The sequence below is a fragment of the Blautia sp. TF10-30 genome (assembly GCF_003481245.1).
Taxonomy (GTDB): Bacteria; Bacillota; Clostridia; order Lachnospirales; family Lachnospiraceae; genus Fusicatenibacter; species Fusicatenibacter saccharivorans.
Genome location: NZ_QUKM01000001.1, coordinates 55897 through 81834, shown reverse-complemented (window position 1 = coordinate 81834; position 25938 = coordinate 55897). Strand labels below are relative to the sequence as shown.

At 48.0% G+C, this 25938-nt stretch carries 19 protein-coding genes and 1 pseudogene; 18 read left to right on the top strand and 2 right to left on the bottom strand.

Annotated features, from left to right (window positions below; translation table 11 throughout):
* The 13 genes from yqeK (at nt 1) to DXD02_RS00295 (ending at nt 17594) form a co-directional block, all read left to right on the top strand.
* The gene (gene yqeK, locus DXD02_RS15525; protein ID WP_117801121.1) at nt 1–603 is read left to right on the top strand and encodes a bis(5'-nucleosyl)-tetraphosphatase (symmetrical) YqeK; all 603 of its coding nucleotides are present in this window, start codon (nt 1–3) and stop codon (nt 601–603) included.
* The gene (rsfS, locus tag DXD02_RS15520; RefSeq protein ID WP_022462899.1) at nt 604–957 is read left to right on the top strand and encodes a ribosome silencing factor; all 354 of its coding nucleotides are present in this window, start codon (nt 604–606) and stop codon (nt 955–957) included.
* A gap of 116 nt (nt 958–1073) precedes the next feature.
* Entirely contained in the window at nt 1074–2954 is a 1881-nt protein-coding gene (locus tag DXD02_RS00345; RefSeq protein WP_118666331.1) for a DUF5696 domain-containing protein, read from the top strand.
* Between the two features lie 195 nt (nt 2955–3149).
* On the top strand, nt 3150–5402 hold the full coding sequence (pflB, locus tag DXD02_RS00340) for a formate C-acetyltransferase (RefSeq protein WP_118666245.1): 2253 nt from the start codon (nt 3150–3152) through the stop codon (nt 5400–5402).
* A 246-nt stretch (nt 5403–5648) separates the two neighbouring features.
* Nucleotides 5649–6812, top strand: coding sequence for an FAD:protein FMN transferase (locus tag DXD02_RS00335; protein ID WP_055267911.1), 1164 nt, complete (start codon nt 5649–5651; stop codon nt 6810–6812).
* A 2-nt stretch (nt 6813–6814) separates the two neighbouring features.
* Complete coding sequence (locus tag DXD02_RS00330) at nt 6815–8839, top strand: FMN-binding protein (RefSeq protein ID WP_118666244.1); 2025 nt, start codon at nt 6815–6817, stop codon at nt 8837–8839.
* Between the two features lie 12 nt (nt 8840–8851).
* Entirely contained in the window at nt 8852–9340 is a 489-nt protein-coding gene (locus DXD02_RS00325; protein ID WP_055228158.1) for an FMN-binding protein, read from the top strand.
* A 1-nt stretch (nt 9341) separates the two neighbouring features.
* Nucleotides 9342–10214 (top strand): 4Fe-4S binding protein, encoded by an 873-nt coding sequence (locus DXD02_RS00320; RefSeq protein WP_055266115.1) that lies wholly within the window; start codon nt 9342–9344, stop codon nt 10212–10214.
* Between the two features lie 20 nt (nt 10215–10234).
* Nucleotides 10235–10618 carry a NusG domain II-containing protein gene (locus DXD02_RS00315; RefSeq protein ID WP_055266101.1) on the top strand — a complete coding sequence of 128 codons (384 nt, stop codon included), beginning with the start codon at nt 10235–10237 and terminating at the stop codon, nt 10616–10618.
* A gap of 30 nt (nt 10619–10648) precedes the next feature.
* A complete protein-coding gene (locus DXD02_RS00310; protein WP_055266099.1) occupies nt 10649–11173 on the top strand; it encodes a Gx transporter family protein in 525 nt (174 codons plus the stop codon).
* Nucleotides 11174–11455: 282 nt separating this feature from the next.
* Nucleotides 11456–16279 (top strand): penicillin-binding Tp47 domain C-containing protein, encoded by a 4824-nt coding sequence (locus tag DXD02_RS00305; protein ID WP_118666243.1) that lies wholly within the window; start codon nt 11456–11458, stop codon nt 16277–16279.
* Nucleotides 16280–16500: 221 nt separating this feature from the next.
* Complete coding sequence (locus DXD02_RS00300; RefSeq protein WP_117801135.1) at nt 16501–17037, top strand: DUF3877 family protein; 537 nt, start codon at nt 16501–16503, stop codon at nt 17035–17037.
* Nucleotides 17038–17057: 20 nt separating this feature from the next.
* Nucleotides 17058–17594: a nitroreductase family protein gene (locus tag DXD02_RS00295; RefSeq protein WP_117761498.1), complete on the top strand. Its 537-nt coding sequence runs from the start codon at nt 17058–17060 to the stop codon at nt 17592–17594.
* On the opposite strand, the gene DXD02_RS00290 is transcribed toward DXD02_RS00295, so the two are convergent.
* A complete protein-coding gene (locus DXD02_RS00290; protein WP_055266091.1) occupies nt 17580–18449 on the bottom strand; it encodes a helix-turn-helix domain-containing protein in 870 nt (289 codons plus the stop codon). The two genes, DXD02_RS00295 and DXD02_RS00290, sit on opposite strands and share 15 nt — an antisense overlap.
* A gap of 226 nt (nt 18450–18675) precedes the next feature.
* Between DXD02_RS00290 and DXD02_RS00285 the strand changes: the two genes are divergently transcribed.
* From DXD02_RS00285 to DXD02_RS16175, 5 genes and pseudogenes are all read left to right on the top strand, one after another.
* Nucleotides 18676–21783 carry a glycoside hydrolase family 2 TIM barrel-domain containing protein gene (locus DXD02_RS00285; RefSeq protein ID WP_158580093.1) on the top strand — a complete coding sequence of 1036 codons (3108 nt, stop codon included), beginning with the start codon at nt 18676–18678 and terminating at the stop codon, nt 21781–21783.
* Between the two features lie 290 nt (nt 21784–22073).
* Nucleotides 22074–22949: a phosphoribosylaminoimidazolesuccinocarboxamide synthase gene (locus tag DXD02_RS00280; RefSeq protein WP_055217859.1), complete on the top strand. Its 876-nt coding sequence runs from the start codon at nt 22074–22076 to the stop codon at nt 22947–22949.
* Between the two features lie 153 nt (nt 22950–23102).
* Nucleotides 23103–23597 (top strand): HD domain-containing protein, encoded by a 495-nt coding sequence (locus DXD02_RS00275; protein WP_055228150.1) that lies wholly within the window; start codon nt 23103–23105, stop codon nt 23595–23597.
* Nucleotides 23598–23643: 46 nt separating this feature from the next.
* Entirely contained in the window at nt 23644–23778 is a 135-nt protein-coding gene (locus DXD02_RS15920) for a hypothetical protein (RefSeq protein ID WP_274601035.1), read from the top strand.
* Nucleotides 23779–23916, top strand: a pseudogene (locus DXD02_RS16175) (aldo/keto reductase); the annotation flags it as partial.
* A gap of 174 nt (nt 23917–24090) precedes the next feature.
* Here DXD02_RS16175 and DXD02_RS00265 read toward each other — a convergent pair.
* Nucleotides 24091–25788: a carbon starvation CstA family protein gene (locus DXD02_RS00265; protein ID WP_022462875.1), complete on the bottom strand. Its 1698-nt coding sequence runs from the start codon at nt 25786–25788 to the stop codon at nt 24091–24093.
* Between the last annotated feature and the right edge of the window lie 150 nt (nt 25789–25938).

The window sequence follows — 25938 nt, the reverse complement described above, 5'->3', positions numbered from 1 at the left end:
ATGGAACAGTACGATTTATGGAAACTGGACAAAAAACTCCAGAAGGAAGTCGATGAAGACCGCTATCATCACACGCTCGGTGTGATGTTTACCGCATCATCCATGGCGATGGTATGGGGCGAGGATCTCGAAAAAGCCCGTGTCGCGGGACTGCTTCACGACTGTGCAAAATGCATTCCGAATAAGAAAAAAATCACCATGTGTGAGAAAAATAAGATTGAAATCACTGAGTTTGAGCGGAACAATCCGTTTTTGATCCATGCCAAGCTCGGTGCATTTCTGGCGAAGGACAAGTATAAGGTGGAAGATCCGGAGATCTTAAGCGCCATCACCTGGCATACGACAGGAAAAGAAGATATGACATTGCTGGAGAAGATCATCTATATCGCAGATTATATCGAGCCGGCACGAAACAAGGCGCCTCATCTTACCCGCCTTCGGAAGCTGGCATTCACCGATATCGACGAATGCATGTATGAAATTTTAAAAGACAGTATGGCGTATCTGTCGGAAAACCCGAAGACGATGGACCCGATGACGGAGCAGGCATATCAGTTCTATGAGGCACTGCACCGGGAACGGACGGCAAAGGAGGAAGTATAAATGAGCGAAGCAAAACAGACTGCAAAACTTGCACTGGAAGCACTGGAAGATAAAAAAGCAATGGATGTCCGCATTCTGGACATTACCCATGTTTCTACCCTGGCAGATTATTTCATGATCGCCAGCGGAAGCAACCGTAACCAGGTACAGGCGATGGCAGACAACGTAGAGGAGGTACTCGGAAAAGCCGGCGTACATCCAAAACAGATCGAAGGCTATCAGACCGCAAACTGGATTCTGATGGACTACGGCGATGTTGTCATCCACATCTTTGATGAGGAGAACCGCCTGTTCTACGATCTGGAGAGAATTTGGAGAGACGGTAAAGTCGTAGAAAAAGAAGAGATTATGTAAGTTAGGTGGAAAAAGGCGCAGAAAATCCGGAACCGTGCAGAGAAAGGCGGACGGGTTCTCTGCGCCTTTCTGGTGTTTGGAACGCATATGATAAAGAAAAAGGGGAATATCACACGATGAAAAAAATAGAAAGCGGATCGCTTGCTGTGATGCTCGATGAAGAGACGCTGGGACTTAGGATCGAAAAAGACGGCGTTGTCTGGAATACGGATCCGAAAAAGACACCGGAACTGATTTTTGCAGAGGGAACATACCGTTTCCTGGATGCAGAGGAGATTTCCCATGAGGTCTATTCCTTCGGCGTCGGATGCGGCATCCGGAGCCGTTATGCGGGATTTGCGGGAACACCGTATGCCTTCGAGACGATTATCTGGATCGAAGCTGTGGATGAAACATTTTGGATGGAGTGGATTCCGCTCTGCGAGGAGGGACTGCATCCGGTAAAGGTGCTGTGGCCGACGGCAATGGAGTTTACAAACGGGCGCGATGACTGGTATACACTCCTTACCGAGGGACAGGGACTTCTGATTCCGAATACCTGGAAGACGGAACTTGGAAAGCTTTCGTTTGACGGCAGATTTGAGACCTCCGGCGGCTATATGCCGTGGTTTGGCCAGGTGAAGGAAAGATGCGGCTATACAGCGATCTGTACAACACCGTGGAACGCCGGTTATCAGGCAGAGCACCCGGCAGGCGGCCCGTATACCAGCGTGGGGGCATGGCTGGAGCCAAGCCTTGGAACAATGAATTACCGCCGCGTATTCCGTTATACGTTTTTAAATGACTGCGATTATAACGACCTCTGCAAAATATACCGTCAGTATGTACGGGAACAGGGCCATCTGCGCACTTTGAAAGAAAAGGCAGTACAGAATCCGTCCATTCACGATCTTGTGGGAACGTGTTTTGTTCATACGGGAATCAAGACGGTTGTGCAGCCGGAGTCCGGCTTTTTCGATCCGCAGAATCCGGAGAAAAATAACCGCGTAGTGCCGTTTTCCGTGCGCGAACAGCAGATCCGCGAAATTCATGATCTCGGCGTAGAGAAAGTCTATCTTCATCTGGACGGCTGGGCAGAACCGGGGTATGACAACCAGCATCCGGACTACACACCGGCATGCCAAGCGGCCGGCGGATGGGAAGACATGAAATCGCTTGTCGATACGATGCATGATTTCGGCTACAAATTCGGTATTCACGACCAGTACCGCGATTATTACCATGCAGCGCCGAGCTACGATGAAAATTATGCCTGCCGCCTTCCGGATAGAACGATACCGGGACACAGTTACTGGGCGGGCGGACCGCAGAGCTATCTCTGTGCAACGCAGGCACCGTTCTATGTGAAACGGAATTTTGCCGAGCTGAAGAAAAACGGAATCCGGCTTGACGGTGCATACCTCGATGTGTTTACGTGCAACGAGGGCGACGAGTGCGCAAATCCGGAGCATGTGATGACGAGAAGAGACTGCTATACGTACCGCGGAAACTGCTTCTCCTGGCTGCTATCACAGGGGATTCTCTCAAGCTCCGAGGAGGTCAGCGACTGGGCCGTTCCGTATCTGGTATTCTGCCATTATGCGCCGTACGACTTTATGCTGCGCCCGGCAGAGACACCGAAAAAAGGAATCCCGGTGCCGCTCTTTAATCTTGTGTATCATGACTGCGTAATCGAGCCGTGGATGATGGACCATGTTTCAAAAGACGAGGACTATATGCTGTATGCGCTTCTTGCAGGCGGTGCACCGTATCTTGTACGGGACGGCGCATATCCGAATACAGATGGTGCATTTGACGGGGAGAAAATCAGTCTGGAAGAGATGACAGAAAGATGCCGCGTTGTAACGGAGCTGCATGAAAAAACGGCACTCCTGGAACTGGTACGCCACGAGTGTATGACGGCGGACGGAAGCGTACAGAAGAGTGAATTTTCCGATGGAACATATGTTATTTGTGACTTTGCAGAGCAGATATATGAAATCGGATACGGGGAATAAAAGAAAAGCGCCACATGTAGATTTTGTTCTTATAAAAATACAAGATTTTGTGGTTTTCCTTGTATTTTTTCAAGTGCATATCTTGCGCGGAAAGCAGAGATTTGTTATATTATGCATGCGGAGGTGTTCATGCCCGGTGCAAAGAAGATGCCGGAGCGTGACGAAACAAAATAACACCAGAAAGGAACAAAGCAAATGAGAGAATTTGAACAGTGGGATGGCTTTACCGGAAGACTCTGGAAAGAAGGCATCGACGTACGTGACTTTATTCAGAACAACTATACTCCATATGACGGAGATGAGAAATTCCTGGAGGGACCAACAGAGGCTACAGACCGTCTGTGGGGCAAATTACAGGAACTCCAGAAAGAAGAGCGTGCAAAAGGCGGCGTTCTGGATATGGAGACAGACGTTGTAAGCGGAATCACAGCTTACGGCGCAGCATATATCGATGACAGCATGAAAGATCTGGAGCAGGTAGTTGGTCTTCAGACAGACAAACCGCTGAAACGTGCATTTATGCCGTATGGTGGAATTAAAATGGCTGAGCAGTCCTGCGAGACTTACGGCTACAAACCAAGCGAGAAGCTTCATGAAATTTTCACTAAATATCACAAAACACATAACCAGGGTGTATTCGACATCTACACACCAGAGATGATGAAAGCCCGTCACAATAAAATTCTGACAGGTCTGCCGGATACCTATGGCCGTGGCCGTATCGTAGGCGACTACCGTCGTGTTGCTCTGTACGGTATTGATTACCTGATCGAGCGCAAAAAAGCAGACTTCGCTGCAACAAATCGTCAGGGAATGCGTCGTGGTGACTTCCAGTTAAGAGAAGAGATCGCTGACCAGGTCAGAGCACTGCAGGATATGAAAGTTATGGCACAGTCCTATGGCTATGACATTTCCGAGCCGGCTAAGAACGCAAGAGAAGCTGTTCAGTGGCTGTACTTCGGATACCTTGCAGCTATCAAAACTCAGAACGGTGCTGCAATGAGCGTTGGCCGTGTATCTACTTTCCTTGACATCTACATCGAAAGAGATATTGAAAAAGGAATCCTGACTGAGAAAGAAGCTCAGGAGCTGATCGACCATCTGGTAATGAAATTCCGTATGGTTAAATTCGCAAGAATTCCGTCTTACAATCAGCTGTTCTCCGGTGACCCGGTATGGGCTACTCTGGAAGTTGCCGGTATGGGAATCGACGGACGTTCTATTGTTACAAAGAACGATTTCCGTTTCCTGCATACACTGGAAAACATGGGACCGTCCCCAGAGCCGAACCTTACTGTTCTGTACTCTGAGCACCTTCCGGAAGCTTTCAAAAAATATGCAGCTCATATTTCTGTACAGACAAGCTCCATCCAGTATGAGAACGATGATGTAATGCGTCCGGTATGGGGCGATGATTACTCCATCTGCTGCTGTGTATCTGCTACCGAGACCGGTAAGGAGATCCAGTTCTTCGGCGCTCGTGCAAACCTTGCAAAATGCCTTCTGTACGCGATCAACGGCGGTAAAGACGAGAAGACAAAACAGCAGGTTGCTCCGGAATATCAGCCGATCACTGCTGAGTATCTGGACTATGATGAGGTTATGAAGAAATACGACGTTATGATGGACTGGCTGGCTCATCTGTACGTTGGAACTCTGAACATGATCCACTACATGCATGACAAATACTACTATGAGGCAGCAGAGATGGCTCTGATCGACACCGATGTAAGACGTACCTTTGCAACCGGTATCGCAGGATTCTCTCACGTAGTAGACTCCTTAAGCGCAATCAAATACGCTAAAGTTAAAGTTATCCGTGACGAAGAAGGAATGGCTGTTGACTTCGAGACAACCGGCGACTTCCCAAGATACGGCAACGACGATGACAGAGCAGACGAGATCGCTGTATGGCTGCTTCGTACCTTCATGGACAAACTGAAATACTGCCATACCTATCGTGATTCTGAGCCGACTACCTCTATCCTTACCATTACTTCCAACGTTGTATATGGTAAAGCAACTGGTTCTCTGCCGGACGGAAGAAAAGCCGGTGAGCCTCTGTCTCCGGGAGCTAACCCGTCTTACGGCGCAGAGAAGAGCGGACTTCTTGCTTCCCTGAACTCTGTAGCAAAACTGCCGTATGAGGACGCTCTGGACGGAATCTCCAACACCCAGACCATCAACCCGGGCGCACTTGGCCACAACGACGAAGAGCGTACCGAGAACCTGGTACACGTTCTGGACGGATACTTCGAGCAGGGTGCACATCACCTGAACGTAAACGTATTCGGAACCGAAAAACTGATCGACGCAATGGAGCACCCGGAGAAACCGGAGTATGCAAACTTCACAATCCGTGTATCCGGCTATGCAGTTAAATTCATCGACCTGACAAAAGAGCAGCAGATGGACGTAATTGCACGTACCTGCCACGATCATATGTAATTTCTGAAAATGTTATTTCTAAAGCCCCCGCGGCCGCAGCAATGCGGCTGTGGGGGCTTTTTGTATATCGCTGCTTGAATTCCAGTAAAATCCACTTGATTTAGAGTACATAAAATGAGAAAATTTATCAGATGCAGAACGCTAATTGAAAAACTTTTATCAAGTAATTCATAGCGTAAGTTACGAGTTAATGTTATAATACCAAAGTTAGGATTTCCTAACATAAGAAAAAATGGAGTTTTATTTATGAAAAAGAAAATTGTTGCAGCATTTTGTCTTGCCATGGTGATGACGGTCGGCGGATGTTCCGGTGCGGGGACAGCAGCGCAGCCGGAGAGCAGTGAAAGTCAGACACAGCCGGCGTCTGTTTCGGAGTCTTCGAGCAGTTCTGACGCTTCGGAAGAGAATTCCACGCAGAAATCCGCATCATCCACAGCTTCTTCCGATGCCGCAGATGCATCGAGCAGCCGAGATATTTTTGCTATGGATACGTACATGACGGTCACTGCCTATGGTCCGAATGCAGAAACGGCGGTGGATCAGGCACAGCAGGAGATTGAGCGGCTGGATGCACTTCTGTCGACCGGAGAGGAGACGAGTGAAGTAGCGCAGATCAATGCAAACGGCGGCGGAACCTTATCGGAGGATACCACCTATCTGCTGGAACGCTCGCTGGATCTGTATGACAGCACAAACGGCGTTTTCGACATCGCAATTTATCCGATCATGGACGCCTGGGGTTTTACAACCGGAAATTATACGATTCCTTCGGATGAGACGATCGAAAGCCTCCTTCCGCTGACCGATGCCAATGATATCCTTTACGACAAGGACAGCGCATCCATCAGCTTTGCCAAGGACGGCATGAAAATCGACTTCGGCGGAATTGCAAAAGGCTATACCTCCGGCAGAATCGCCGATATTTACCGGGAATGCGGTGTGACGAGCGGGCTCATCAACCTCGGTGGAAACGTTCAGGTTGTCGGCACGAAAACGGATGGCAGCAAATGGCGTGTTGCCGTGCAGAGTCCGGAAGCGGAGGATGATTATCTCGGCATTCTCTCGACGGCCGACCGGGCGGTTATTACTTCTGGCGGCTATGAGCGGTATTTCGAACAGGACGGCATGAAATATCATCACATCATCGACCCATCGACCGGTCATCCGGCAAATAACGGTCTGGTGTCGGTGACGATCGTAAGTGCTGACGGAACACTGGCGGATGGCCTTTCTACTTCTCTTTTCATCATGGGAAAGGACAAGGCAGCTGAATACTGGCGTGCACACAGCGATGAATTTGACACCATTCTGGAGGATGAGGACGGAGTTCTGTATGTAACCGAAGGAATTGCCGATGATTTCGCATCCGATCACGAGACAAACATTATCAGGAAAGACGGTGATACATAACCATGGGAAAATGGAAAAAACTGACAGCATTTGCACCGGCTCTCGCGGCAGTTATCGTAGCAGCCTGCGCCGGTATTTCGCTGAATGGCTACACTGCACCGGTTTACGCCGTAGAGCAGCCGGAGGCACTGGTGACACCGGAGCCGGAACAGGATACCGATGCAGCGGAAAAGAAAGATGATACAAAAAAGAAGGACGATACCAAAAAGACAACCGATACCGAAGCAGAACTTGTCGCAGCCGTCGGTTCCGGCAGCTTTGAGCTGGCGGACGGAACGTACGAAGGAAGCGGAACAGGTTTTGGCGGTACGATTACAGTCTCTGTCGTATTGAAAGACAAAACGATTCAGTCGATTTCGATTGTAAGCGCTCCCGGCGAGGACGCAGCTTTCCTGAACCGTGCAAAGGGAGTTATCGACCGTATCATCGCATCCCAGAGTGTGGATGTGGACACGGTTTCCGGTGCAACTTTCAGTTCAAAAAGTATCCTTGCAGCCGTGAAAAATGCACTGACCGGTCAGGAGGACACTTCAGAACCGGCATCCGCATCAGGAGCGGCAGGCGGCGGAACAGTTACGGTATCTAAAATTGAAGAGCCGGCTGCCTACCGGGATGGAACGTATTACGGAACTGGAACGGGATTTGGCGGCACAATGAAAGTCTGTGTTGTTGTCAGCGGCGGAAAAATTGCTTCGATTGATATTGTGGAAAACAGCGATACGCCAAGCTACCTTTCCAGCGCTTCCTCTCTGATTTCGACGATTATCTCAACACAGAGTACGAATGTGGATACGGTCTCCGGCGCGACATACAGCTCCCGCGGTATTATTGAAGCTGTGCGGAGTGCCTTAAGTCAGGCGGCAGTGAACGGGTCTTCCAGTACAAACGGAGGAAGCCAGGGCAATACAAACAACGGAAACAACAGTCAGAATAACGGCCAGAACAATAACAACTCGTCTGCATCCAAGGGAAGTTTTCCTTATCAGGACGGAATTTATTACGGAACGGCCGCCGGTTTCCAGGGAGACATCAAAGTGGCGGTAGCCCTGCAGGATCAGACGATCAAAGCGGTACTGATTCTGGAAAACGAAGATGACGAGACATTCTTCAACCGTGCCAAAGTCGTAGCGGACCGCATCGTAGACGGACAGAAAACCGATGTGGATCTCGTATCCGGCGCAACGTACAGCTCCTGCGGCATCCAGAACGCAGTAAAACAGGCGCTGGAAAATGCGAAGAAGGCAACAAACGGCGAGACCGTTCCGGATAACGGAACGAGCAGCGGCGGAACCACAACGATTCCGGAAGGAAAATTCCCATACGAGGAAGGCATTTACTACGGAACCGGCGAGGGCTATCTGGGAGACATTACAACGGCAGTTGTCATTCAGGATGAGACGATCAAGGCAATTCTCGTGACCGAGAGTGAAGATGACGAAGCATTCTTAAAACGCGCAAAACAGACAGCAAAGGACGTTGTGAAAAACCAGACACTGGAAGTTGACACCGTTTCCGGCGCAACCTACAGCTCCAGGGGAATTCTTGCGGCAATCGAGGAAGCTTTAAAAGAGGCAGAACGCGTAACTGAGGAAAAGAAAAATCCAACCCCGACACCGACGGAAACACCAACCCCGACCGAAATCCCGGAGCCAACTGAGACGCCAACACCAACCCCGACGGAAACTCCGGAACAAAAGATCTATCAGGACGGCGAATACACAGCGATTGCCGTCTGCGAGCCGGATGAAGATGAAGATTTTACCGCTTATCAGCTTTCTGTGACGGTAACAATTGAAAACGATAAAATCGTAGCGTTAAGCAACATCACCGGTGACGGAGACAGTCAGAATGCCTCCTACATCCGCCGCGCATCCGAAGGAACCTCCAAAATCAAAGGCGTTTCCGCTCAGATTCTGGAAACCGGAACGCTTGAAAACATCGACACCGTTTCCCGTGCAACCTGCTCCTCAAAAGCCATTCTTGAGGCATGCCGGAATGCGCTGGATGCTGCGAAAGTAACGCAATAAAGGGGAAAACAGATGAGACAATTGATTGTTCGTTTTTTGAATGTCGCTGTCATTGCTGCTGTTCTGATCGGCTACAATACCGTACTCGATAAAAGAGACAAAGAGGATCAGATCGCGCGGCTCTCGGCAGAGCTTGAGACGACCCAGCTTCAGAAGGAAAATCTGCAGGCCGCAGCAGCTGCATCCAACACGGCGGATACGGCCGCAAGTGAAGCAGCAGAAGCAGAAGGGCAGTACGTGGACGGTACGTATGACGGTGAAGCTGACGGCTTCGGCGGCACCATTGCAGTTGAAGTAACCGTAGAGGGCGGCCAGATTACCGATCTTGCCATCACATCCGCCGACGGCGAGGACAGTGCGTATCTGTCAAACGCGGAGGCGATCATTCCAAAGATTATTGAGGCACAGTCCGCCGATGTTGATACGATCAGCGGAGCAACATTCAGCTCCACCGGTATCAGAAATGCGGCGCAGGAAGCAATAGAAAAGGCGGAGAAATAACATGAAAAATTTAGATCTATCCACATTACCGGCAAAGAAGAGAAAACAGATCGTTTCCTGCCTGCGTGCCGGAATCCAGCTTTTATATTTCCTGTTTCTTCCGTCAGTATTTACCGCTGCATTTAACGGAGTGAAATACATTTTTACGCAGCTTGGACAGGGTGAAAAAATTGAGATGACCGCGTTTGTGTCGGCTCTGCTCCTTGTCTGTGCATTTACGATCGTATTCGGAAGATTTTTCTGCGGTTTTGCATGCGCTTTTGGAAGTCTGGGGGATGCAATGCATGCAATTTATGGTATAATCTGTAAGAAACGTAAAAAGAAGCCCATACGCATCAAACCGGAACTGGCAAAAAAACTGGCGCTGGTCAAATACGGCATTCTGCTTCTGATTGCTCTTTGCTGCTTTGCAGGAGTTTATCAGAAAGCAAGAGGAACAAGCCCGTGGGATGTCTTTTCCATGCTGCATGCGGGAAATTTCCGACTTTCCTCTTATATTCCAGGCATTGTTCTTCTGGTGCTGATCCTGGTCGGCATGTTCTTTGAGGAGCGCTTTTTCTGCCATTTCCTGTGCCCAATGGGAGCTGTCTTTTCTCTGCTTCCGATCCTGCCGTTCTTTACTCTGCACCGGAAACGCGAAAACTGCATCCGCGGCTGCAGCGCCTGCACGAGACAGTGCCCGTCAGCGGTGGAACTGCCATCCGATGGATACGTGGAGATCTCCGGCGACTGTTTCCAGTGCCAGAAATGTATTGATACGTGTCCGAAAGGTAATATCCGCTGCGGGGTAAAGGAATTTCACGGAAATGAAATCCTCTTTACGCTGTTCCGTGCTGTATTCCTGCTGACACTGCTGTTATGGGCTGGCATCTGATTCAGAATAAGGAAAACTATATGAAGAAAAAAGATCTGATTCTGGCAGGCGCCGTTCTGCTCCTGGCTGGAATCCTTGCCCTGGCGCTTCGGCTGCCGAAAACGGAAAATGGAAATACCATGAAAGTCACGGTGGACGGCGAGGTCTACGGAACGTATTCACTCGCAGAAAATCAGACCGTGAAAATTCAGACGGGTCACGGAACGAATGTCCTGGTGATCGAAAACGGAAGTGTCCATATGGAAGAAGCTGACTGCCCGGACGGCTACTGCAAAAGACAGGGTACGATTTCCCGGGTAAATGAGACGATCGTGTGCCTGCCGCATAAGCTGGTTGCGGAGGTAGAAAGTGACGGATCCACAACGGACGACGCCGACGATGCGCCGGATGTGATTGTAAAATAATACCAGCTTAGAAGAAAGGAATTGGAATTTATGAGAGACAGCCGCACTGCAAGCAGAAAAATTGCCTTATGCGCCATGCTGATGGCACTTGCCATGATCTTCAGTTATGTGGAGGTACTGATCCCGATCAACCTCGGTGTTCCTGGAATCAAACTCGGCATTGCCAATCTGGTTGTAGTCGTCGGCCTCTTTTTCCTTCCGGCAGGGGAAGTCCTGATGATTTCCGTCGCCCGCATTCTTCTGATGGGGTATCTGTTCGGAAATGGAATGTCCATCCTTTACAGCCTTGCCGGCGGGCTTTTGAGCTTTCTTGTGATGCTTCTGCTGAAACACATCAAGGGCTTTAGTATCACCGGCGTAAGTATTGCAGGAGGCGTGACGCACAATGTCGCGCAGATCTGCGTGGCGGCTCTCGTGGTGCAGAACCGCAAACTGTTCTATTATCTGCCGGCGCTTCTCGTGGCCGGAGTCATCACCGGAATGCTGATCGGAATCCTTTCGGACCGCATTCTTTCTGCGGTAAAACGCGATGGACGAAAGAGTTCTTCGCGGTGAAAACTCCATATCTACGGAATTTTTTCTGTGTGGGAACGAAAATCATCCCACAAACTTCACAGTATCGGATCATTAAATAGTAAAAATACTCAATAAGCAGAATCTGTGCCTCTTTTGAGAAAAAATAATCAGTTAAGAGTTAGACAAAACGATCAAAAATTAGTAGAATAATCTACGGTTAGTTAAAACAATTATTGATTAGTGAAAACTAATATAATAATGAAGGACAGTTTTGCCCCTGTTTTTCCTGCAAAACTGTGGAAAAGGAAAAAGGAGGAAGTTATGATCAAAAGAAAAGAACTTCAGAAAAAATCATTAGCAGCCGTAATGGCAGCTTCCATGACCATGAGCCTGCTCCCGGGAACCGCACTGGCGGATGCTACAAGTGGCGTGCTGGCAGATGGCACTTATGAGTCTACGGCTCATGTTACCAGAACTGCAGAAGACGATGAGGATGAGAATGCATGGGATGAATATGACGTTAATGTCAAAATCACAGTTGCAGACGGTAAGTTTTCTGATATTGCAGTAACACCTGGTTCTGGATACAATATAGAAAATGCTACATATTTTAAAAAAGCAGCTACAAACAGCAAAGGATTCAAAACGAAACTTCTTGGAAAAGATGCAACGATTGAAAACATTGAAGGATGGGATATTGTATCGGGTGCAACCAGAACTTCGAATGCAGTAAAAACCGCGGCTCTTGCAGCAACCCAAAAAGCAACCCCGACTCCAGAAGCAGTAGACACCACAGCACTTGAAAAAGCAATCGCAGATGCCGAAGCATTAAAGGAAGCTGACTACACCGCAGACTCCTGGAAAGCTGTCCAGACTGCTCTTACCGCAGCAAAATCTGCTCTTTCTGCAAAAGAATCCCAGAGCGCTGTTGATACCGCGAAAGATGCGCTGAATACTGCAGTAAAAGGCCTTGTTAAAGCACCGACTCCGACGGCGACCCCGACAGCAACGCCAACCGCAACCCCAACGGCGACCCCGACCGAGACTCCAACTGAGCAGGTGGCTTACGTTCTGATGAACATTCCGTATGATGAATTTTATGCTGCAGATGTAAACAACTCTGTTCCAGTGGATGTATTTTCTTCCGCAACGAAGAGCAAAACAAGAACAGCCACTCTTGCCGGTGGTTCTTATCATACCAATGCAGATGGAAGTGCAATCAATGGAATTACCTTCCCGGTTAAAGTAACAGGAGTGGATCTTTCCAAATTTAAGAAAGTAACAGATTCTGACTCTGTAAGTATTACAGTAACAAACCGTGGTCAGACATCTACACAGACATACACTGGAAAAGACGCCTTATTTGAAAACTCAGACTATGCATATTATGTATTAAGCGAAGTACCTTCTTACTACAAAGAAGCAACGGTAAATGCAGATGGCTCTCTTTCTTTTGGAAAAACAGTTGGAACTGCAATTGAACTGACCAATGTATCTCCGGAATTTATGACTGAATCAAAATATGGAGATTATCAGCTGGATCTCGACGGACTGGAGAACACGATTGATGTTGGAACCGATCAGATCTATGGTGTTATTGTCAGCACGAAAGAAGGCAATGACTATGGTATGCGTCATGTGGAAAATATCTGGCGCGGAACAGAGCTGGCATGGTCAACTGGATTTACAACACAGGTACATGGATGCCTGACTTCTTCTGCACATTACAAGAGCATGATGGGACAGCATATCAATAAGGTTACTTATTATACCAGCAAAGGAATCTACACGATTCCAGTGAATGATATTTTTGTTCCAACAAAATTTGAGGCAAGTGTATCCGTAGAAGACGCTTCTCTTTCCGCTGGAAAGACAACGATGACCGTAACCGGACTTCCGGCTGATTATGATGCAGAATATTCCGTAGATGGTCTGGATGGATTTGCAGTAGACGGAAATACCATTTCTTATTCCGCAAATGCGAAAAAAGGAATGTATACTCTGACGATTCATGATAAAAAAGGTGTTTATGCAGATCTGACACAGAGCTTTACTCTGTATACAGATGCAATGCCGGCTGCTTACAACGAAAAAGGAAGTGCTCCGGCGCTTGTAAAAGCAGAGAATGCATCAGAAGATGACTTTGCTGATTATATCAAGAACATCACTTCGGTAAAAGTAAATGGAAAAGAATATGCAGCAACTGGAAAACGGAAAACAATTCTGATCAAAGAAGACGGTACGCTTGATCTGACAGCTGCCGCTTTTGCAGAAGGAAATAAATTTGAAATCGAAGTAACTGCAACAGGTTACAAGACGCTTTCCTTTACTTATGAGAAGAAAGAAACAACATATAAATATGTATATGCAGGTCTTACCTGGGCTGAGTATTGGGCAGCAGAAGGAGTTCAGGCGGCAGGAAGCGACGCTGGTTCGGATGAAACTGACAGTCGCGAAGAAAGTGATAAAGGCGCTTTTGATGTTGTAACCCGTGCGACTACAAACCATGGACTGCACAGAGGAAGCTTCCAGTGCGCAGCGACTATCTACATGAAAGATGGCACAACCTATGATGTAGCATATTATACCGCAGCAACCACGGCAGTTCTGACGAACGGCGAGACCGTAACTTACGATAAGAGCCAGATTGATCATTATGAAGTAAAAGGTCTGAAATATGTGCCTGTAAAAGTTTCGGAAGATGATTACGAAGATTTCTGCAAAAAGTATGTTGTGGTAGAAAACGGCGGAACACTTTCCGGTGGATTTTCTGAAAATAAACTGCAGAGCTATACAGGCCTGGTTGCAGATGTAACAGAAAACACAAACGGTCTGAAGATAGCAGTGAAAAATGCAGATGGAAGCTTCTCCTTCTCTGCAAGAACAACAGGAAGTGAATCCGGAATCAAAGATCAGGCGCTGAAGACAGCTCCGGATGCTGAGACCGTAGGACTGACCGTGAAAGAAGCCAATGGTTCTTATGGAGAATTCCTTCGCGTAGATTTAACGGGAGATTACGGCGATCTGGCTGCTAATCTGCAGACCGTAACCTGGACTTATTACGGTGATGATTCCACTTATACGAATGCAAAAGCAACGTATGGAACAAAATTCGCAGCAGATAACTGGATGCATAAAGTAATGGGAATCCAGCTTGGCCTTACCGATTCCCTGCGCTGCACTTTACCGGAGGGAACGGATGGAACCGGTTATTGGAAGATTACGATTCATGCACTTGGCTATGCAGATGCTTCCTACACTTTTGAAGCAACCAAAGCGAATATTGTAGGAGCTGATCCGGTAGAGAGCACAGCAGCACTGGAAGAGGCAATTGCAAAGGCAGATGCACTGAATAAAGATCTTTACACGGAAACTTCCTGGAATAATATGCAGACAGAACTGGCAGAAGCAAAAGAAGCATTGGAGAAAAAACAGAGCCAGGGAACCGTAGACGAAGCAACAGAGCATCTGAATGCAGCAATCGAAGCACTTCAGTCCCAGTATGTATTAATGAACATTCCGTATGCTGAGTTCTATCAGGCAGAGGTTCATAACGATATTCCAGTAGATGCATTTACTTCCGCAACCAAGAACAAAACAAGAACAGCCTCCCTTTCTGGCGGATCTTACCATGTGAATGCAGACGGAAGCGATATTACAGGTATCACCTTCCCAGTAAAAGTAACAGAGGGTATGGATCTGAGCAAATACACGAAAGTGACAGATGAGGATTCTGTAGAAATCACCGTTACCAACCGTGGACAGACATCCACCACAACGTATACCGGAAAAGATGCACTGTATGAGAATGCAAGCTATGCATATTACACTTTACATGAGGTTCCGTCTTATTACAAAGAAGCATCTGTAGATGCAGACGGCAATGTAACCTTTGGTGCTGTTCAGGGAACCGAGACAGCAAAGCTGGAAAATGTAACGGCAGAGCTCTCCACTAACAGCAAATACGGTGATTATCAGCTGGATCTGGATGGTCTTACTGATACCATCAAAGCAGGCGAAGATACCGTATATGGTGTTGTTGTCAGCACAAAAGAGGGCAACGATTACGGAATGCGTCATCTGGAGAATATCTGGAGAGTGTCTAAGCTGGCATGGAGCACTGGATTTACCACAAGCGTTCATAATTGCCCGACTTCTTCTGAACATTACAAGAGTATGATGGGACAGACCATCAACAAAATTACCTATTACACCAGCAAGGGAATTTACGAAGTCGACGCAGATGTATATGTACCGGTTAAGTTTGCATATGAATTTTCTGTAGAGAATGCGTCTGTCACATCTGGAAATGCTTCTGTTAAACTGGAAGGCCTGCCGGATGATTACGATGCTGTCTATACAGTAGAAGGTCTGACGGGAACCGTGTCCGGTGATACTCTGTACTTCAAGAATGCAGAGAAAGGTTCTTATACATTGACTGTCAGCGATAAGAATGGTAAATATGCAGATCTTTCCGCAGACTTTATCCTTTACACGGAAGAGATGCCGGCAGCATTTAACGAAGATACGACAACACCGGGTCTGCTTAAGAAAGGGGATGCAACAGATGAAGAGTTTGCAGATTATCTGAAGAACATTACCTCTGTTACTGTAAATGGAAAAGCATATGCAGCAAGCGGAAGAGGAGCTGTTGTACTGTTCAATGAGGATGGTTCCTTAAAGACAGATGCAGCACCGTTCGCAGAGGGCGATTCCTTTGAAATTACAGTTTCTTCACTGGGATATCAGGATCTTAGCTTCACCTGGAAGAAATCAGCAGAAGAGCCGACTCCTACTCCTACAGAGACCCCAACCGTAACCCCGACCGAGACTCCGACGGTTACCCCAACTGAGACTCCGACGGTTACACCTACAACAGCACCAACCACAACCCCGACGACTGCTCCTACCACAATACCTACGACGCAGCCGACGAAGACCCCGACAAGCACCCCGAAAGCAACATCTACTCCGCTTGCAAGTAATAAAGTATCCAATACCTCTACTTCCAAGAAGAGTGATAATGCAAAGACCGGTGATGCTACCAACATCTGGGGATGGGTAAGCATGGCAGTTGCATCTCTTGGCGCTGGCGGACTTGGATTCAAACTCCGCGGCAGAAAGAAAAAAGACGACGAAGAGTAATTCAGAACAAAATGACTGAGAAATTCTTCTGACATAAGAAATCACAGAAACCTCTGTTCCAGCTTTTCTGGCGGAGGTTTCTGACGTTTCGAGGAGTAAAAAAAGTGATTCTTTTCTTTTTGTAAAAAACAAAAAATTAAGTGTTCACACAACGCCCAATTCATGCGATAATAATACTGTATTTTTTGCACATGCAGCATAATGGAGGTGACTGAAAAAATATGACAGCAAAACTGTTGGAAAAACATATTACCGATACGATTCGGGAATGGCAGGTGAAGATCGGCTATGAGGGCGGTACGATGAAGCTCTACTACCCGGTGGAGTCCCTGCGCCGTTCCCTCTCTTTAGACGAAACAGAAGACCTGGATGCGGCACTTGCCGCGTTCTGTAAGGAAGTACAGCCGCGTCTTGGAACACTTGCGATTTCAGCGGTCAAGGACCGCTACTGCATGGAAATCCCGGAGGAGGGATGTTCTTATATCGAGCGGAAAATTCCTGTTCCGGAGCTCCTGCAGAACCTTCTGCAGGTGATCACAACGCCTGGAAACACAATGGAACAGGTTCGAAACTGCTTTTCTTCCTATGCAGAGAAAATGCATACTACCGTGGAAGAAAACGCATCCGAGGAGCATGAGATGGGCCATGTATTTTCTTTTTCAGACCCGTCTGTAGATGAATACTGTTACTGTGTCGAAGAAAATGAATTCGGCCTGACGTATCACCGTTTTTCACGGGAAGATTACGAGGCTTTATAAATAAAAGGAGGATATACACCATGGAATTTACAAAACTGCTGGAAGAAAGAAGAAGCATCCGCGCGTTTGCTCCGGAGAAACACGTAACCGCAGAGCAGATCCAGGAGATCGTACAGGCAGCGATTCAGGCACCATCCTGGAAAAACTCACAGACAACACGGTACTATGCCCTTGTAACACCGGAGAAAGTCGAAGAATTTTCCGCAAAATGCCTTCCAGAATTCAATCAGAAGAGTTCAAAGGGAGCCGCACTTGTCGTAACAGCATTCGTAAAAGACCGCTCCGGCTTCACGCAGGACGGAACACCGGACAATGAAGTCGGAAACGGCTGGGGCTATTACGATCTTGGCCTGCATGACGAAAACCTGATCCTGCGCGCAAGAGAACTCGGCCTTGATACTCTGATTATGGGAATCCGTGATGAGAAAGCTATCCGTGAAGCCCTCTCCATTCCGGAGAATGAGCTCCTTGGTGCTGTCATTGCTGTCGGCTACCGTGCCATCAACCCGGACAAGCCGAAACGTAAAACCGTGGACGATATCTTAAAACTGTTCTAAATCCGGCGCATCCGTGTGAAGACGTGCGCGGTACTTTCCAGGCGGGAATCCAAAGAACCGGGAAAACTGCTTGCTGAACGCATAGACATCGCCATATCCGACAAGACCGGCAATTTCCTTCATCGGTACGCCGCCCTCGAGAAGAATACGGGCCTGCTCCATTTTCTTCCTAGTGCGGTACCGTGCAGGAGAGACGCCGGTCTGTTTTTTAAATACTTTTCGAAACGTCTCATAACCGATCTGGAGTGACCGGGCAAGCTCTTCGAGAGAAATTTCTTCATCAAGATTCTGCGAGAGCATATCGCAGGCGGCCTCGATCGGATCCCGCTGCAGATTCACCCGGTGCGCATGGTAGCCGTACATTCGCAGAATCTCTTTTTCCATCTCCGGAATCCGCAAAGGCAGCAGACTGTCCGGTGTGGCCTTTAACGACTGCAGAAGCTTCTGATACCGCTCGAGATCGCCGGGAAGCAGCTCTGCCTTTAGCACCGGCTCCCGGTTCAGAACCGAAAGCGAGCAGAAAGAATCAAAAAACGGTTTCCCAATCGAGATAAAAAATTCCAGCCATTTCCCATCGGGGTCTACGCGTGTGGAATGCGGCACACCCGGCAGACGCTGGACCAGGCTTCCCGCCTGCAGCGGATAGGAGGTGCCGTCCTCGGCAATATATTCCCCGCTCCCGCGCAGCAGCACGAAACAGCTGTAATACTCGTTCGAAAAATGATACTGCGAGCGGTCCGCCGTCTCTTTCCGCATAAAACCGCACGCCAGAATCCCGTTCTTCATTTCATTTCCAATACAGCGATAGATAACATCGCTCTTTTCTATTTTTGCAAGCAGATATTCCGGTATCATACGACTTCTCCTTTGCTTTCCCATTTTGGATAAAAGAAACACCAGATCAACTATTTCTCATCCACGTGCAGTGTTTTATACTGAATCATAAGATAACTGCATGAATCTTCTGAAAATCCACAGATGTATTATATCACAGGAAAGCAAAAAAGGAACACCAATCTGGATAAAAAGAAGAGAGACAGTCGGAAAATGCGAAAGCAAAGGCAAGGAGGGTTTCAAGAACATGAGACAGACAAGAGACTGGGAAAATCAGTATATAACGCAGAAAAATCGTTATCCGATGCATACACCATACGGTGCGTATGAGACGGTAGAGCAGGCGCTCGCCGGAAATCGGAACGCGTCCCGCTTTGTAATGGATCTGAACGGAGACTGGAAATTCAAAATGTATCCGTCACCGGAAGCGGTGGAAGCATTTTATGAAGAGAATTTCGATCACGCAGCATGGGATGCGATTCCGGTGCCGTCCAACTGGGAACTGCAGGGATATGGAAAGCCGGTTTACACCAATATGCTGTATCCGTTCAAACGGGAGGCAAACGGCGAAGCATTTGAGATCGAGATTACCGAAGGCACCTACGAGCTGAATGCGCCGTACGTACCGGAGAAAAATCTGACTGGCTGCTATTTCAGAACCTTTGAGGTTCCAACAGACTATATCGGCCGACAGCTTCTCATCGATTTCGGCGGTGTGGAGTCCTGCTTCTATCTCTGGGTCAACGGAAAACAGGTGGGGTATTCCCAGGACAGCAAAGTGAACGCGGAATTTGACATCACTGAATATGTGCAGGAGGGAACGAACACCCTCGCCGTACAGGTAATGCGCTACTGTGACGGTACTTACCTGGAAGATCAGGATTACTGGCATCTGTCCGGTATCTACCGCGATGTCCGCCTCGTATCGAAACCGGTGCAGCACATCCTGGACTATAAGGCAGAGACACTGTTCACACACCCGGATTACACGAAAGCTACCCTCTCTGTCACGATCTGGCCGGACAACTCCAAACCGCTGTACGGCGAGTATCATGCCAAAGTGACGCTGTATGATGCAGAACAGAACAAAGTAACCGAGATGGATTCGAGACCGTTTGCTGAGTGCGGCTTCTATCTGATGCCGAAATTCATCGCAACCGTTACTGCTCCGGTAGAGAACCCGGCACTCTGGACTGCAGAGACTCCGACACTTTACACCCTCGTTGTCGAGCTACAGAACAAAGAGAATGAGACGGTTGATATCGAGAGCTGCAAGGTCGGCTTCCGTCAGGTGGAAATCAACAGCCGCGGTGTTCTGACCCTGAATGGCAAACGCCTTGTGATCCGAGGTGTTGACCGCCACGATTTTTGCGCCGAGACGGGACGTACCGTTTCTGAGGAGCAGATGCGAAAAGAAATTGCTGTGATGAAACGCCTGAATTTCAACGCTGTTCGTACCAGCCATTATCCGAATTCCGTGAAATGGTATGATCTGTGTGACGAGCTTGGCATTTACCTTGTCGATGAGACAAATCTTGAGACGCACGGTTACGGCGGACAGCTCAGTGCATCCGCTGAGTGGACAGCCGCTTATCTGGAGCGTGCAACCCGTATGGTACTGCGTGATAAAAACCATCCTTCCATCGTCTTGTGGTCCCTTGGAAATGAATCCGGTGCCGGGGCGAATCATGCTGCGATGCACGGCTGGATCCGCGAATACGACAAGACAAGATACGTTCAGTATGAGTCCGGCAACCCAAAGAGTAATATTTCCGATGTCATCTGCCCGATGTATCCGACGATGAGCTGGCTTACGGATGTGATGGCAGACGATTCTGATCTCCGCCCGTTCATCATGTGCGAATATGCGTATGCAAAGAGCAACAGCAACGGAAACTTCAAGGAGTTCTGGGACTATGTCAATAAATACCCGCGTTTCCAGGGCGGCTTTATCTGGGATTTCGCGGACAAGGCGATTGCGATCCACGAGGAGGACGGAAATATCAAATACGGCTACGGCGGAGCGTTCGGAGAGGATGTGACCGATCCGGTTCCGGATATGTGTCTGAATGGTGTTGTCTTTGCCGATCTTTCCTATAAACCGGGCGCCTATGAGGTGAGAAACGGCCAGTCCCCGGTTACGATTGAGCAGGTGAAAAATCCATATACCGGCGAAACTATATGGGTGCTGGCAAACCGCTACCATACCCTCGATCTTTCTCATCTGCAGGTGCGCTATGAAATTGTGCAGAACGGCGAAACGCTTGCAAAAGGCAGCTATCCGGCATTTTACACGGCAGCCGGAACAACAGAGACGCTTCCGCTTCCGGAGCTTCCGGCGAAACTGCATGGCGAGGCGTATGTAAATTATTACGTTGAGCTTGCCCAAGATACCTTCTATGCACCGGCGGGAACAGAACTATACCGCCGTCAGATTCCGGTTACTTCAGGTGTTTATCTGGCAGACGAGAAAACGATTGTCGGGAAACCACTGACCGTATCGGAGGATGAAAATCATGTTCGCATCACCGGCGAAGAGACCGAAATTATCTTTGATAAAAAGACAGGTGAATTTACCAGATATCAGGCAAAGAGCGTTTCTTTTATGACCGGCGGAAAAGATGAATTTTATCGTGCCCCAACCGGTATTGATGAGGGAACCCATGAAAGTGATTACGATGATATCTGGCGCGCGGAAGGTCTGGATCGTCTGAAAAAGGAAGTACAGTCAGTATCGGCTGTCAGTGCCGGAAATCAGGTGCTTCTTGAAGTGCAGGCTTCCTATACCGCGGAGCCGGACAACGCAGTACTCTTTACCGCTCATACTCTGTATCGCATCGGCAGTGAGGGAATGGAGCTGAAAAACGAAGTAACAAACAACAGCGGCCTTGAGACCATCGCAAGAGTCGGACAGTCGTTCCGCTTCCCTGCAGCGTTTGATACGCTCACCTGGTATGGAAAAGGTCCCTGGGAGACGTATGCAGACCGAAAGGACGCAGCTTTTACCGGATTTTACACATCTTCTGTAGCAGAACAGCACGTTCCGTTTGTAGTACCTTGCGAATGCGGTGGCCATGAGGATACGCGATTTGCCGTTCTTTCGGATGGAACACATACCGTTCAGATTGTGGGCAGTGATGATTTCCATTTCAGTGCACTTCCTTATTCTATAGCAGAATATCGAAAAGCCACATATGAGGAAGAACTTCCGGAGCAGACAACAGGAACCTGGCTGATCCTGGATGCAGCGCACGCAGGCCTTGGCGGAGATACCGGCTGGACGAAAAATATTCACCCGGAATATCGTGTATGCAAGGGAAGATACAGCTATACGTTCCGTTTCCATTTCGCATAAAAGAAAGAAATCGGCCAACTGTTTATTTTTCGGAAGGCAGACGGCCGATTTTATTTGCTCATTCGCAGCCATCATGAAAAGTTTTGCTTCGCAAAAGGAGAACTGCACACGCCTGAAGCACTTTTTTGCGCACCGGAGCAGCAATCATTTTGCCTGTTTTATTTAGTAGCGTTAATAATAAATACTTGACAATTTATAAGGAGTGGTGTAGGGTAAAGGTGTCAAAGGAATTTCACCGGATCGGGTGTAATTCCGTTCACTATCCTATACGAAAAGAAGAGGTATTCATGATGAAAGAATTAAAGCCAATCAAAGAGGGTAAGGTACGCGAGATTTATGATAACGGCGACAGCCTGATCATGGTAGCAACCGACCGTATTAGCTGTTTTGATGTCATTCTGAACAATGTGGTAACAAAAAAAGGTACCGTTCTGACCCAGATGTCCAAATTCTGGTTCGATCTGACAGAAGACATCCTTCCGAATCATATGATCTCTGTAGACGTAAAAGACATGCCGGAATTTTTCCAGCAGGAGAAATTTGACGGAAACAGCATGATGTGCCGTAAGCTGGAAATGCTTCCTATCGAGTGCATTGTCCGCGGCTACATTACCGGAAGCGGCTGGGCAAGCTATCAGAAAACAGGAAAAGTATGTGGCATCGAGCTTCCGGAAGGATTAAAAGAATCTGACAAGCTTCCTGAGCCAATCTACACTCCGTCCACAAAGGCTGAAATCGGAGATCATGACGAAAATATCTCTTATGAGCAGAGCATCGCCCATCTGGAAAAATACTTCCCGGGAAAAGGAGCCGAGTATGCAGAGAAGCTTCGCGACTACACCATCGCTCTGTATAAAAAATGTGCTGATTATGCTTTAAGCAAAGGCATTATCATTGCAGACACAAAATTTGAGTTTGGTCTTGATGAAAACGGAAATATCGTAATCGGCGACGAGATGCTGACTCCGGACAGCTCCCGCTTCTGGCCTGCAGATGGTTATGAACCAGGCCATGGTCAGCCATCTTTTGACAAACAGTTCGCGCGCGACTGGCTCAAAGCCAACGATGGAAACCACGACTGGACTCTGCCGCAGGAAATCGTAGACAAGACGATCGAGAAATATCTTCAGGCATATGAGATGCTGACAGGAAAACCGCTGGCATAAAGAATATCATAGTGTTAAAAAGCTACAGGAGGCAGGTTCTGCCTCCTGTTTTTGCATATTTTGTGATAAGATCAGATGATAATCTGATACTCAAATGCGTGAAACATGTGATATAATGGGAAGAAAGACAGGATGCGAAGGAGGAAACACGATATGAAAATTGCTACTGCAATTGAAAAAATGACAGATTTTTATAAGGGAAATATTCATGATATTTATCATTTTCTGAAGGTATGGGCCTTTGCAAAGAACATCGGCGAGGCGGAAGGACTGGATCCAAAAACACAGGAAACGCTGGAGATGGCAGCTGTTGTCCATGATATTGCCTGCCCGCTGTGTCGGGAAAAATACGGAAATACCAGCGGAAAGCATCAGGAAGAGGAAAGTGCGCCGCTCGTTGCAGAATTTTTCAAAGATGTACCGGCAGGAGAACTGGATGTCGAACGCATCACATGGCTGGTTACGCATCATCATACCTATACAAATGTAGAGGGAATGGATTACCAGATCCTGCTGGAAGCCGATTTTCTGGTCAATGCCGGCGAGAGCGAATATTCAAAACAGGCGATTGAAAATTTCTGCAGAAAAGTATTTCGGACGGAAGCGGGAACGCATCTGTTGAAGAGTATGTTTCTGGAGAAGGAATAAGGTCATGAAGTGTGACATCCTCCCCCACCTCTACAGGTGGTGGAGGATGTCACTTTTACAGCAGGACAGCCGGGAGATCCCGAAGTATCTGGATGCTACCTTATGGAACAGGGGATTTGTGGATACAAACGGCAAATACTATGAGCTTTGGAATGCGCAGGCACAGTATTATACGGAGTAAAATTTTGGCAATCTGTCGGCAGAAGCCATTCACAGAGAGATTGACGGTACACTGAAACGGCTGGGAACAGAGTATCTGGATCTGTATATCATTCACCGTTTTGACTACGAAACTCCGATTGAGGAAACAATGGAAGCCCCGAATGTATGACCGCACTGGCATGGCAATGGGCGAAGGGAGTCAGCTCCCCGATTATCGGTGCGACCAAGGCGGCAATTGTTTCGTAAAAAACTATGGCATGTAAAACGCCGTCAGACTTGTTGTAGTCTGACGGCGTTTTGTGTTAGGAAGCTCTTTGAAGAAACATCTATATTATTTCGTTTCCTGTCCCGCTTTCTTCCGGAACAGTTCTTTTCCACAGCTGATAACAATGATGACACCAAGAACCATCAGCAGAATGGCGATGATGAGCTGCAGTCCCTCAACGAGGAAGACAGCGGTTCCTGCTCCATACGCTTTTACAAGTGCAATGACACGCTCTACCAGTGCGGTAAAGGTGACACAGAGCATGATGATAAGCGGCGGGAACAGGGTTCTGTTTTCACGGCCGGTGACTTTCAGGAAGACACAGAGCGTGATCAGAACGAGTGCACTCAGCATCTGGTTTGCACTTCCGAACAGCGGCCAGATATTGGCATATCCGATCTGGGTCAGGATGTAGCCGCAGAGCAGAGTAACAATGGTAGAGAAATATTTATTGCAGAGCAGCTTTCTCCATCCGGCAGCATGTTCCATATCATCGACAGTGAACAGTTCCTGGAAGGACATACGGCCGATTCGTGCAACGGAGTCAAGACTGGTAAGTGCCAGCGCCGATACACACATCGTCATGAAGCACTGTGCTCCGTATACCGGGATGCCGAACATTTCCAGAAATCCGGCAACACCGGAAGAAAAGATCGCAAATGGCGTTCCGACAGCAGCCGTACCGTCTGCAGAAGCAGCAGCACCGGCAACGCAGAGGGCGAGGACGGCAAGCAGGCTCTCCAGAACCATAGCTCCGTATCCGACTTTCTGCATATCTTTTTCATTCGCAATGGTTTTCGAAGAGGTTCCAGACGATACCAGGCTGTGGAATCCGGAAACAGCACCACAGGCAACGGTGACAAACAGGATCGGGAACAGATCTCCGGATGCCGCATTGTGGAAACCGGTGTACATTGGAAGATTCATTTTCGGGTGTGCAACAACAAGTCCGACAACAGCGCCAAGGATCATGCCGGCAAACATAAAGGTTGTCATAAAGTCACGCGGCTGCATCAGAAGCCACATCGGAAGGACAGCGGCAAGAAAGATGTAGGCAAATACCAGATAAGTCCAGGTTGCTTTGCTTGTTACAAGCGGTACATTCATGCCGATTGCAAAGGCTGCAACAGTGCAGGCAAGGCCGAGTACCATTTCTTTCCAGCCTTTCCACTGCAGTTTTTTCTGGAGCAGTCCGAAGACAACAGCAAAAGCGATAAATAGCAGGGAGATGCTTCCGGCAGCGCCGTTTACAGTTGCCTGGGCAGAAAGCTTTGTGACGCCGTCAACCGTTTCGTAAGCATTAAATGTTCCGGCAACCATATCTGCAAAGGCGGCGATAACGATCAGTGTAAAGAGCCAGCAGAAGAGAAGAAACAGTTTTTTTCCTGTTTTGCCGATGTATTTCTCAATGAGAAGTCCCATGGATTTTCCTTCGTTTTTGACACTCGCATACAGCGCACCGAAATCGGTAACAGCACCAAAGAAGATACCGCCGATCAGGATCCATAAAAGGACGGGAACCCATCCAAAGACAGCGGCCTGAATGGCACCGGTGACAGGGCCTGCACCTGCGATTGAAGAAAACTGATGGGCGAATACGGTCCATCCATCGGTAGGGACGTAATCCTGACCGTCATTTTTTGCAACGGCAGGTGTTTTTGCTTTAGGATCGATGCCCCATTTCTTTGCCAGCCAGCTTCCGTAGAAGGTATAACCTGCTATCAGACATACGGCGGCGATCAGTACAATAACCAACGTGTTCATAATAAAATTCCTCCTCGTTCAAAAATGATATTTCCAGTTTACATGGATTTCAAATGGAAAAAGAAAAGGGAAAAGGCAATTGTGTTGGTATGCTTGGAAATAAAAAAAGCTTCGTCTCCCTGACTTATGCAAGAAGACGAAGCTTTCAAA

Coding starts and splice junctions, on each gene's coding strand:
- yqeK (WP_117801121.1), top strand. CDS start 1: ATGGAACAGTACGATTTATGGAAACTGGACAAAAAACTCCAGAAGGAA.
- rsfS (WP_022462899.1), top strand. CDS start 604: ATGAGCGAAGCAAAACAGACTGCAAAACTTGCACTGGAAGCACTGGAA.
- DXD02_RS00345 (WP_118666331.1), top strand. CDS start 1,074: ATGAAAAAAATAGAAAGCGGATCGCTTGCTGTGATGCTCGATGAAGAG.
- pflB (WP_118666245.1), top strand. CDS start 3,150: ATGAGAGAATTTGAACAGTGGGATGGCTTTACCGGAAGACTCTGGAAA.
- DXD02_RS00335 (WP_055267911.1), top strand. CDS start 5,649: ATGAAAAAGAAAATTGTTGCAGCATTTTGTCTTGCCATGGTGATGACG.
- DXD02_RS00330 (WP_118666244.1), top strand. CDS start 6,815: ATGGGAAAATGGAAAAAACTGACAGCATTTGCACCGGCTCTCGCGGCA.
- DXD02_RS00325 (WP_055228158.1), top strand. CDS start 8,852: ATGAGACAATTGATTGTTCGTTTTTTGAATGTCGCTGTCATTGCTGCT.
- DXD02_RS00320 (WP_055266115.1), top strand. CDS start 9,342: ATGAAAAATTTAGATCTATCCACATTACCGGCAAAGAAGAGAAAACAG.
- DXD02_RS00315 (WP_055266101.1), top strand. CDS start 10,235: ATGAAGAAAAAAGATCTGATTCTGGCAGGCGCCGTTCTGCTCCTGGCT.
- DXD02_RS00310 (WP_055266099.1), top strand. CDS start 10,649: ATGAGAGACAGCCGCACTGCAAGCAGAAAAATTGCCTTATGCGCCATG.
- DXD02_RS00305 (WP_118666243.1), top strand. CDS start 11,456: ATGATCAAAAGAAAAGAACTTCAGAAAAAATCATTAGCAGCCGTAATG.
- DXD02_RS00300 (WP_117801135.1), top strand. CDS start 16,501: ATGACAGCAAAACTGTTGGAAAAACATATTACCGATACGATTCGGGAA.
- DXD02_RS00295 (WP_117761498.1), top strand. CDS start 17,058: ATGGAATTTACAAAACTGCTGGAAGAAAGAAGAAGCATCCGCGCGTTT.
- DXD02_RS00290 (WP_055266091.1), bottom strand. CDS start 18,449: ATGATACCGGAATATCTGCTTGCAAAAATAGAAAAGAGCGATGTTATC.
- DXD02_RS00285 (WP_158580093.1), top strand. CDS start 18,676: ATGAGACAGACAAGAGACTGGGAAAATCAGTATATAACGCAGAAAAAT.
- DXD02_RS00280 (WP_055217859.1), top strand. CDS start 22,074: ATGAAAGAATTAAAGCCAATCAAAGAGGGTAAGGTACGCGAGATTTAT.
- DXD02_RS00275 (WP_055228150.1), top strand. CDS start 23,103: ATGAAAATTGCTACTGCAATTGAAAAAATGACAGATTTTTATAAGGGA.
- DXD02_RS15920 (WP_274601035.1), top strand. CDS start 23,644: ATGTCACTTTTACAGCAGGACAGCCGGGAGATCCCGAAGTATCTGGAT.
- DXD02_RS00265 (WP_022462875.1), bottom strand. CDS start 25,788: ATGAACACGTTGGTTATTGTACTGATCGCCGCCGTATGTCTGATAGCA.